The organism is Paraburkholderia sp. J12, from assembly GCF_905220215.1.
Taxonomy (GTDB): Bacteria; Pseudomonadota; Gammaproteobacteria; order Burkholderiales; family Burkholderiaceae; genus Paraburkholderia.
In genome coordinates this window covers 419241-429494 of sequence record NZ_CAJMZC010000005.1, presented here as the reverse complement: position 1 = coordinate 429494, position 10254 = coordinate 419241, and the positions used below count along the sequence as shown (strand labels likewise).

The following is a 10254-nucleotide window of genomic DNA, read 5'->3' as shown; positions in this document are numbered from 1 at the left end:
CGTTTGCTCCATCGATACCGTGTCGCGCACGCGCGCGCGACACGGTCTTTTCTTGCACCAGCGCCCTCGTCCGGGCGCGTGCTCAATCTGCGCCGCCCGTATAGGGCTTGAAGCCGTAACGCTCGAAGATCTCAAGCGCTTCGGGCGAACGGATGAACTGCAGCCAGCGCTGTGCCGCCTGCGGATGCGGGGCGTGCGCGGCCATGCCGCCCGCATAGATCGCCGTCGTATTCTGCGCATCCGGGATGTCGACGTGAGTAATCGCATGGCCGGCCTGCTCCTGGAACATGGCTTCGGACTGCCAGGTGACCCCGGCCTGAACCTTGCCCTGCATGATCCACAGCGGCGTTTGCCGGTGATGAATGTGCGTGAGCAGCGTGGTGCCGCCGTCGACCTTGGTCGTATAAACCGCGGTCACGAGCGCATCGCCGCCCGCCTTGGCAAGCGACGCCTTGATCTGCCGCGCAATGCCCTCGAACTCGGGATTCGGCATGGCGAGCCGCACGTCGGGCTTGCCGAGATCGGCGAGGCCCGTGATATGCGCGGGGTTGTCCTTCGGCACCATGATCGTGAGCGTGTTGGTCACGTAGGGAACAGCGGGTGCCTTGACGGTGCCGAGGTCAATCTGCTTCTGCACCGCCTTCAGGCCGGCGAGGTAAACATCGGGCTTGACCGTCCACGTCATGTTGCCGACCGTCACCGTGCCGCCGTTTTCCATCTGCTTCACGAGCAGCCCGGGCGGAATCGTTTCCCAATACAGGTGGCCGCGGTACTCGGGGTACTTGTCCTCGAACGCATGAACGAGCGGCGCCATCGCGAAGAAGTAATTGCCGCCGACATAGAGCGCAAGCGCAGGATGCTGCGGATCGCCGTGGAAGTCGGCAAGATTGTCGGCATCGGGCTCGGTGAAATCGAGCCCGCGCTTTGCCGCGTCGTCGTTCGCACCGTGTTGCCACGGCGGCGAGACGTTTTGCGGCGCGGAAGCGGTAGCGGTCGCCGCGGCATCGGCCGCGTGGGCCGGCAATACGCTTAATGCGCCGAGTGCGGCGACGAGCGAGGCAAAGAGGGGCGTTCTGATGAAAGGCATGGTCGGCATCCGTTTCGGCGGGATCAATCAAAGCGGCATGAGAACATAACCCTGCGATTCGAGCGTCGTGACCGTCGTCAGACCCGAGAGCGCGAGCGTAACGTCGGAGGCGATCGAGTCGTAGCTGAAGTGATGCTCCGCAACCGCCTGGCCGCATACGGCCACCGTCACGCCAGCCTTCTTCAACTCCGCGATCAGCGGCAGATTGGGATTGGCCACGCCGTACGCGGCGCGGTAGTGTGCGTCGTCGAGCACGAGCGGCGTCGCGGCGCCGTAGGCCACGGCCACGAACTTCAGGTGCGAAAGCGGCACGCCCGCGGCGGCGTACAGATTGACGGTGCGCGCCACGTGGTCGAGTGCCGGATTGACGGCGTCGGGCGTTTTCGGCCCCTGCGTGAGCGCGAACACGATCTTGTAGGTATGGTCGGCTTCGGGCTTGAACGCCGCATCGGGCAGGTAGTGCATCGGCCCGTAGCCCTGGATCGTGGGTGAGGTCCAGAAACCTTGCGGTTCGGCTTGCTGGGCATGAGCGCCAAACGACATCGCCGTGGCGGCCACCAACGTTGCGCACGCAATCGACTTGAGAATTTTCATGATCGTTCCATTCGTATGAGGTGAAAGAGAGAAGCGCGAAACGGGATTACGAAACAAACGCGCGTTCGACAACGTAGTGCGCCGGCGCGGCCTGGCTGCCCTCCACGAAGCCGCGCGCTTCGAGCAGCGTCTTCGTGTCCTTCAGCATCGGCGTGCTGCCGCACAGCATGAGGCGGTCGTGTGCGGGCGAAAACGCCTCGACGCCGATGTCGTCGAAGATCTGTCCGGACTCGATCAAGTCCGTGATGCGTCCGCGATTTGCGAACTCCTCGCGTGTGACGCTCGGGTAATAGATGAGCTTGTCGCGCACTGCCTCGCCCAGAAACTCGTGCTGCGGCAACACTTCGGTGATGTAGTCGCGATAGGCGAGCTCACGCACGTATCGGCACGTATGCGTGAGCACGATGCGATCGAAGCGGTCGTAGACCGACGGGTCGCGTATCACGCTCAGAAACGGCGCGAGGCCGGTGCCCGTCGAAAGCATCCAGAGCGTCCTGCCAGGCAGCAGGTTGTCGACGATGAGCGTGCCGCTCGGGCGCCGGCCGATCAGGATCGGGTCGCCCTCCTTCAGGTGCTGGAGCCGCGAGGTCAGCGGACCGTTGGGAACCTTGATGCTGAAGAACTCGAGATCGTCTTCGTAGTTTGCGCTGGCGATGCTGTATGCGCGCATGAGCGGCCGGCCTTCCACCTCCATGCCGACCATCGTGAACTGCCCGTTCTCGAAACGAAATGACGTATTGCGTGTGCAGGTAAAGCTAAAGAGCGTATCGGTCCAATGGCGGACCGACAGCACGGTTTGTTGTTCGACGTTGCTCATGATGGCGTCCATTCCTTGCACTGGATTCGCGAAGGTCTTGCGACCGCTTGATCCGCAGTCTAGGGAACGGGTCTCGCCCTGAAAAATACAAGGATGGCATCGTCGCCATGACTTCTGCGCATAGCAGGCGAACCGTAATGAATGCGGCGAACGCAGATACCTCGTAGATACCTAAAAGGCATCGCGCGAATGCCATCAAGATATTTTTCCGCGCGACGCTCTACCGATAAGCTGGATTTACCCGCACCGGCAAAGGAGAACACACGGTGGCGGGCACTACCCTTGAACCTGCGTTCCTGCTTACCGGACACCGCGATGAATTCCACTACCCTTCACCCCGCCAACGGCAGAATCAATACGACACAGGCTGCCGTGCCGGGTCTCAACGAGTCTGCTGTGCGAGCCGCCGGCCTTTCGTTAATTTCAGTTCGTGCAATTCAAGGTTTCATTTATTGGGGCGGCGGCTCGCGCCGCTTCATTTATGCTCCCAGCAAGCTCGATCCGCATGCCACGCACTGGATGGCAAACAAGTTCCAGACGGCCATGCCCGGCGCCCTGTTCGGCATGGACCACGTGATCAGCTACATGCTCCATCATTTCGCGCTGCTGTATGCGGGCGTGATCCTGTTCAGCGCGGCCGAACTCATCGTCGGCCTCATGCTGATCGCGGGGCTCTACACGCGGGCAGCGGCGCTCGCATCGATGGGTTTTTCCGTGCTGCTGATGCTGATGTTCGGCTGGCAGGGCGCAACCTGTATCGACGAGTGGACGATGGCCGCCTGCAATCTCGCCATGGGCGCCACGCTGTTCCTCGGCGGCGGCGGCGCGTATGCGCTCGACAACGTCCTGCTGCGCAAAAAGCCGGCGCGCGCGGATAGCACGCTCTTTCGCTGGGCCTCCGGCACGCTGCCGCTGCCGATGACAGGCGCCGGCTTTCGCAAGCTCGCGCTTATCGTGCTCGCGTTTGTCGTGGTGTTCGACGTGGGCACCTATAACTACTATCGCGGCTCCGTGTTCTCGCCGTTCCATAGCGGCCCCGTGAGCCCGACCGCGCATCACGTGACGCTCGCCGAGGCGACACTCGACGCCCAGGGTCAGTTGCGCTTTCACGCAACCCTCGACGCCGGTACGCCCGAAGCGCCGCTGCATATCGTGCGGGCCGCGCTCGTCGATGCCAACGGCACCCCGCTCGCCCAGTGGGACGCCGAAGCGCTCTCGCACCTGCCGAAAACCGCGTTCGCCAACGACTACGACTACAACCGCTTCGGCCCGGGCCCGTTCGGTCTGCGTGCGCCAATGGGCGCGGCGTCGTACATCACGCTTGCGTTGCCGGCCGGCAACGCCGCCGATGCGAAGAACGGAACGCGAATCGTCCTGACCGACGTCGACGGCCGCACGTTCTCGGCGCCGGTCCGTCCCGCAGTGGCAAACGCGCAGTCCGGCGCCTGATGCGGCGACCGGAATAAACGACGGCGAGGCGCGTTCGCCTCAGCAGGATTGATCACTGACTGAAGCATGCGCCCGCCGTCAAAGGCGCTTACCTCGATACAAGCCGCATGGAACATGTTCTCATCGTCGAATCCGACGTTGCCATCTCCGGCAACGTTGCCCGGGCGCTGAACTCGATGGGCCTGCGCGCCGATATCGAAGCCACGGGCCGGAACGCCATCGGAAAACTGATCGGCAACGGCTACCGCATGGCGGTGCTCAACCGCAGACTCCCCGATCTCGATGGGCTCTCCGTCGTTTCCTCGATCCGGGGCCTGGGCGTCACCATCCCCATGATCGTCGTCGATGCAGCAGGAAGCGTCGAGCACTGCATCGGCGCACTGCGCTCGGGCGCGGACGAATACCTCCCGCTGCCCGTGGACTGGGAAGAGTTTTCCGCCCGTACGATGGCAATCCTCCGACGCGACGCGCGCCGCAGCGCTTCGTCCGACGAAACGACCCAGACCGTTCTACGGGGTGGCGGCATTGTCCTTGATCGGGTTCTTCGCAGCGTGTCGGTAAAGGGAAACGCCGTGCAACTGCGCCCCACGGAATTCAGACTGCTCGAATTCATGATGCTCAACCCGGGACGGGTCATCACGCGCGTCGAGATACTCGAGGTCCTCTGGCATCGACGCTTCGATCCGGGCACGAACACCGTCGACGTTCACATCGGGCAACTGCGTTGCAAGCTCGGCGACCTGGCGGGAATGGGCATCATCCGCACCGTGCGCGGGGCGGGATATCTGTTCCAATCGGAAACCCGAGACACGCCCTCGATGGAGAGACGCAATTCAGCCCCGGAAATCCCGATCCGGATGCCCGCCATCCCCTGGACACCGACCCTTGCGCTCGACATGCGGGCAGGCCGGGCCGGTGATGGCTATCCGTGATCAACACCGCCATCCTGATGGCCGCCAACCACTTCCATACCCGGTACACCCGCACCCGCGCGAAACCCATCCGGCCGCGCCGGAATCGACGCGGCGGGGCGGCGTGCGCCGGATTGCACCCGCTCTCATTTCATTTTCCGGAGAAGTCACCATGAAGCTCGCCCTCCGCGCCGCCGGCGCGCTCTGCTTTTCGCTTGCGTGCGGCTATGCCGCCGCGCAGTCCACGCTGCACGTCTATGGGCCCGGCGGCCCGGCACCCGCGATGAAGGAAGCAGCCGCCGCGTTCGAAAAGGAAACCGGCACGCATGTCGACGTCACGGCGGGCCCGACCCCTGCCTGGATCGATCACGCGCGCGCCGACGCGGATCTCATCTTCAGCGGCTCGGAGACGATGATGTCCGACTTCGTCGTGGCGATGGGCGACCAGCTCACGCCCGATGCGCCCACGCCGCTCTATCTGCGCCCCATGGCGATCCTCGTGCGCCCCGGCAATCCGCGCCAGATTCACGGTCTCGCGGACGTGCTCAAGCCCGGTGTGAAGGTCCTCGTCGTGAACGGTGCGGGACAGAACGGCGTGTGGGAAGACGTGGCAGGCCGGCTTGGCGACATCCGCACCGTCGAGGCCCTGCGCCACAACATCGTGAGCTATGCGGGCAACAGCGCCGTCGCACGGCAGACCTGGACCTCGCAGCCCGATATCGACGTCTGGCTGATCTGGAACATCTGGCAGGTGGCAAACCCGTCGCTCGCGGACACGGTGCCGATCGAGCCGCGCTATGCGATCTATCGCGACTCGGGTATTGCGATAACGAAGCGCGGGGCCGACAATCCAGCATCCCGGCAATTCGTCGACTTCCTCAAGTCGCGCGAGGGTGCCGCGATCTTCTCGCGCTGGGGCTGGATGACCGGCACTGCGCCCGCGGACGGCAAAGCGCCGGCCTGAACGTATCGTTTCTCCCAACCGCCAAACCCGATGAACTTCACCCACCTCCTTGCGTTCTACGAAGTCGCACGCGCAGGCAGTGTCAGCGCAGGGGCCGAGCGCCTGCACGTGAGCCAGCCTGCGGTGACCCGCGAAATCCGCGAACTGGAGGACCGGGTGGGCCTGATCCTGTTCGACCGCCTGCCGCGCGGCGTCGCGCTGACCGAAGCGGGCAAGACCCTCTTCGAATACGCGGACCGCATCTTCTCGCTCGCGGACGGCGCCGAAAACCAGTTGAAAGAACTAGCGGGGCTTGGCGCCGGGCACATGAAGATCGGCGCGAGCGCCACGCTCGGCGTGTATTTCGTGCCCGACATGATTGCGCGCTTCAATTCGACCTATCCGCGCGTGGCGATCGACCTGACCGTCACCAACACGGAGCGCGTCGAAACCGGGCTGCGCGATCTCACGTTCTCGCTGGGATTCGTGGAGGGCCCGTTCGACGACACGGTCCTGCACGCGCACCCCATCGGCTCCGATGAGATCGCCGTGGTCGCCGCGACAGGTCATCCGCGCGCGAACCAGCGCCTGCGGGCCGGAGACCTCGTCGATCAGGTCGTCATCATGCGCGAGCCCGGTTCGGGCACGCGAGCCATCGTCGAGCAGGCCTACGCGCGCGCGGGGTTGCAGATCGAGCCGCTGATGTCGGTGAGCGATACGGAAGCGATCAAACGCATGCTGCTCGCCCAGCATGCGCTCGCCTACGTATCGCTGCTGAGTGTGCGCAACGAAATTCGGCGCGGCGAACTCACGATCATCGAAGTCGATGACCTGCGTATCGAAAGGCCGTTGCACATGGTCTGGAACAAGGGACGTTCGCTCTCGCCGAGCAACCAGGCGCTGTTCGATCTCGTCGTCGCCACGACGGCGGCGACGACGACGGGCACGCAGAAACGGCAGAAACCGCCGAAACCGCCGAAACCGCGCAAAACGGTTGCAGCGCCTTCCGAAAACGACGCCGCGTAAGCGTTTCGATTCGACCGATGAAGTGTGTCAAGCCCCAGCAATAGCTTCTACACCCGCTTCCTGCTGGATGGGATTACTGAGGCACCCGATTCGCTCGATTTCCACCTCGCAAATATCACCCGGTTTCATCCAGAGTTGAGGCTTGCGCGCTAGCCCGACGCCGCCCGGTGTACCCATGATTAACAAGTCTCCCGGCTCAAGCGTGGTCACCTTGCTGAGAAGCACGACAGCCTCCACCACTGAAACGATCATGTCGCTCGTATTGGCTGATTGGACAGTCGTTCCATTCAGCCGTGTTTCAATCTTGAGCCCCGCGGCTCCAGGCGGCAACTCATCCGCTGTGACGAATACAGGTCCAAACGCACCAGTACCGTCAAAGTTTTTCCCTAAAGTCCACTGCGACGATTTGAACTGGTAGTCTCGAATTGAAGCATCGTTGAACACCGAGTACCCCGCAATCACATCAAGAGCATTCTCTGGCGACACGTGTCGGGCGCGCTTACCGACTATCGCCACTAGCTCCCCCTCGAAGTCCAGGCTATCGGAACAATTCGGGCGAATAATGGCAGCATCCGGTCCAACCAAAGACGTTGCGGTACGAAGGAAAATGACCGGGAAATCCGGTCGGGCGACCTCGCTCTCGTCCGCATGTTCAACGTAGTTCAGGCCGAGGCAAAACATCTTTCCGGCTCGCGTGGTTGGTGCATGCAGCAAGACATCCTCGCGCCTGACGATGGCATTCCCGCGGGCCGCTTCGCCCGCGGCCCTTGCTACATCGAGACCATTCTCGCCTAGCGCCAGCAACTCCACCAGCTCTCGTGGAAGTTGGGGGGCAGCCACCCCAAGGTCGACAATAGTCTCCCCAACCTCCAACCCCAACTGGGGAGTGTCACCACGTGAGAAATTCACAATTCGCATGCCATACCCTTTAATATGTTATTTTGAAACGCAAGTTAATACGGATTTACTTTTAAATATTTAATATGCGAATCCAACTTCATTTATCTCTGCTGGATCATAAAACGACATCTTTTAAATAAATGTGCCAACGCGAGCAATTTCCGCGCCGAACTGCGCAAAGCTCATAGCCTATGACTCGACGGGAAATTGAACATGCCACAAGCAGGTCGCGATGGTTACGTCATGCTGCACGCTTGCGAAAACCGTTCCAATGGCCAACGGTGAGTTGCCCTAAAAGGAATGCCTGATCCCGAGGTCGACGCCAACCGTAGCCCCTTTGGCACCGGGAAGTGCACTGTTCACCAACAGCCCTGTATTCAACGCACCATGGTTCTCCACGACGCCGACCTGGGTGTAGAAGTTCGTCCGCTTTGACAAGAAGTACTGCGCACCGAGCGCACCCATGATCGAATGATTGGCTGTATGGTCACGATCGCTTGTCACCCAGACGCCGCCATTGAGGTCGACTTGCGGCGTAACGATAAAATCCAGCCCGCCGCTGTAAACATTGTTATTGAAGGAACCCGCGACCTTATAGTTGACGAAAGCGGTCTTGGCGGTAATATTGCCGAATTTGTAGCTCACTCCTATTGTGCGCCCTTCGAATGCGAGTGTAGTGGGAATCGCTGTCTGTACAGTGCCTCCGCTGTTACCGTCATATAGCGCCGAATTAATAAGAAAATTCCCATTTTCATATTTCAGGCTGAGGGAATATTGCCGCCCCGCCTGAAAATTCCCCGGCGCCCCACCTAGTGCAAGCATGGCCCTGCCTTCTAATCCGGCGACCTTGGGGCTTGTATACGAAATCCCGTTAGAATTAAAAATACTTGTACCAGCGACGTTGCCAATATATGTGACGAGACCGCTGCCGAACTGACTGAACCCGCGAGGGTCCGTGTCACGTAATGCGAGGAAAAGCGGTGAAAATTGCAGGCCTGCCGTAACTACGCCGTAATGACTGTCCAGCCCTACCCATGCCTGACGACCAAACAGATTGCCATTGGAATTGCCGAGGCCGCCATTCGCGACACTAATACCACTTTCCAGCCTGAATTCCACCTTCATACCACCCCCAACGTCTTCCACGCCGGTCAATCCGAACCGCGATGGCGAGGAACCACTGCTTACCAGGGAAAACTGCCTCCCCATATTCTGAGCATTGGACTGACTCGATGTCTTGCTGGTGTATAGCAATCCGGCGTCTAACACGCCATACAGCGTCACACTACTCTGCGCTCCTGCCAACCCGGAACCCGCCATTCCGACCGCAAATATCGCCACCTTCATTCCAAAAAAATTCTTCATGAAAACCCGTCTCCAGTTTTTGAAATTATATAAATTACAATTATTAAGTATTTCTAAATATATTGAGAAATACGTTTTATCTTCGAATAATCGCACGCTCCATTAAAACGTAAAACGGATTTATATTTAGATTACTAAATTCGCGGTGATTCAGGAGTGGCCGCGTGCGCCCAAGAAAAGGAAAGTAATTTTCGAAAATAGCCCATCATGAACCAAGGGCTAGTTAAACTGACCTTAACCATTTCGTCAGGTGAGTGCAGTATCGTCGTCCGATACGTGCGAGTATTCGCTCGACGCCATGTCATTCAATGCAATCACCGTGTTAGCAATCAAACCTTCCCTCCCACGATGACCACGGACAGCGGTCGGGGAAAATCCAAACCGTTGGCGAAAGCGGATGGCGAAACGCGACGACGATTCGTAACCTACGTCGAAAGCGATGTTACTGACCGGCGCATCAGTCGATTGCAACAATCTCAGCGCCAGCGACATCCGCGTATCGACAAGGACATTTCCCAGCGTCTCCCCCTCAACCGCGAGATGACGCCGCAGTGTTGCTTCACTCAACGCCAGGCGGTCCGCCACGGACGCGATGGACCACTTCTCCCCAGGGGACGATTCCACCAACTTCCGGACTCTCGTCGATAAAGACATCGTCGTCTGGGTCCGGAAACGGATCCCAAACGATGAAAGCCATAAGAGAACTTCCGCGACACGGTGCTGAGCCACCTCCTGCGGAATGACATCGTTCAGCCTAATGGCCTCACGCGCTCGAAGGAACGCGGCATATAACTCGTCATCGATGTGCGTGAGAATAGTCGCATCGACAAGAGGATCCTTCAATGGACCTTTGTTGTAGTTCGCCAAGATCGCAGGATCCCAGGTCAACCACTGGGCTTCATAGGCACCGTCCCTGGAGGGGCGATTGCCAATCGTCACAGTTTGGCCGCCGGCGAGCGCGATCGCCTGGCCACCTTCGAGCTGCCATACCCGATCGCCTGATTGAAGCGTCTTGAATCCCCGATGCAAAACGATAAGCGTTGGCTGATCGACGACAAGCCGGCTAAAACGAAGCTCACTCTTTTGCAGGATGCCAGCGGTAACACCAACACCTTGCCGAACGTAGATTGCGCGGTCGCTCGTAGCATGCTTGTCGTCCATT

10 protein-coding genes are annotated in these 10254 nt (G+C 60.3%); 4 read left to right on the top strand and 6 right to left on the bottom strand.

Annotated elements, in window-relative coordinates:
* Positions 1-82: 82 nt before the first annotated feature.
* Genes U5760_RS15005 through U5760_RS14995 form a run of 3 tightly spaced genes read right to left on the bottom strand, consistent with a single transcriptional unit; the run spans position 83 to position 2498 of the window.
* Positions 83-1087, bottom strand: a complete 1005-nt coding sequence (locus U5760_RS15005) for a substrate-binding domain-containing protein (protein WP_322012804.1) — start codon at positions 1085-1087, stop codon at positions 83-85.
* Between the two features lie 27 nt (positions 1088-1114).
* Positions 1115-1681 carry a DsrE family protein gene (locus U5760_RS15000; RefSeq protein ID WP_322012803.1) on the bottom strand — a complete coding sequence of 189 codons (567 nt, stop codon included), beginning with the start codon at positions 1679-1681 and terminating at the stop codon, positions 1115-1117.
* A 46-nt stretch (positions 1682-1727) separates the two neighbouring features.
* Entirely contained in the window at positions 1728-2498 is a 771-nt protein-coding gene (locus U5760_RS14995; RefSeq protein ID WP_322012802.1) for a ferredoxin--NADP reductase, read from the bottom strand.
* Positions 2499-2813: 315 nt separating this feature from the next.
* On the opposite strand from U5760_RS14995, the gene U5760_RS14990 reads away from it, so the two are divergent.
* From U5760_RS14990 to U5760_RS14975, 4 genes are all read left to right on the top strand, one after another.
* Positions 2814-3947 (top strand): TQO small subunit DoxD, encoded by a 1134-nt coding sequence (locus U5760_RS14990; protein ID WP_322012801.1) that lies wholly within the window; start codon positions 2814-2816, stop codon positions 3945-3947.
* A gap of 107 nt (positions 3948-4054) precedes the next feature.
* Positions 4055-4879, top strand: a complete 825-nt coding sequence (locus U5760_RS14985) for a response regulator transcription factor (RefSeq protein ID WP_322012800.1) — start codon at positions 4055-4057, stop codon at positions 4877-4879.
* A 151-nt stretch (positions 4880-5030) separates the two neighbouring features.
* Positions 5031-5822: a substrate-binding domain-containing protein gene (locus U5760_RS14980; protein ID WP_322012799.1), complete on the top strand. Its 792-nt coding sequence runs from the start codon at positions 5031-5033 to the stop codon at positions 5820-5822.
* A 30-nt stretch (positions 5823-5852) separates the two neighbouring features.
* Positions 5853-6827: a LysR substrate-binding domain-containing protein gene (locus U5760_RS14975; protein ID WP_322012798.1), complete on the top strand. Its 975-nt coding sequence runs from the start codon at positions 5853-5855 to the stop codon at positions 6825-6827.
* Positions 6828-6854: 27 nt separating this feature from the next.
* Here U5760_RS14975 and U5760_RS14970 read toward each other — a convergent pair whose 3' ends face one another.
* The 3 genes from U5760_RS14970 to U5760_RS14960 form a co-directional block, all read right to left on the bottom strand.
* Entirely contained in the window at positions 6855-7637 is a 783-nt protein-coding gene (locus U5760_RS14970; protein WP_322012796.1) for a fumarylacetoacetate hydrolase family protein, read from the bottom strand.
* A 381-nt stretch (positions 7638-8018) separates the two neighbouring features.
* Positions 8019-9092, bottom strand: coding sequence for a porin (locus U5760_RS14965; RefSeq protein WP_322012795.1), 1074 nt, complete (start codon positions 9090-9092; stop codon positions 8019-8021).
* A gap of 246 nt (positions 9093-9338) precedes the next feature.
* On the bottom strand, positions 9339-10253 hold the full coding sequence (locus U5760_RS14960; RefSeq protein ID WP_322012793.1) for an AraC family transcriptional regulator: 915 nt from the start codon (positions 10251-10253) through the stop codon (positions 9339-9341).
* Between the last annotated feature and the right edge of the window lies 1 nt (position 10254).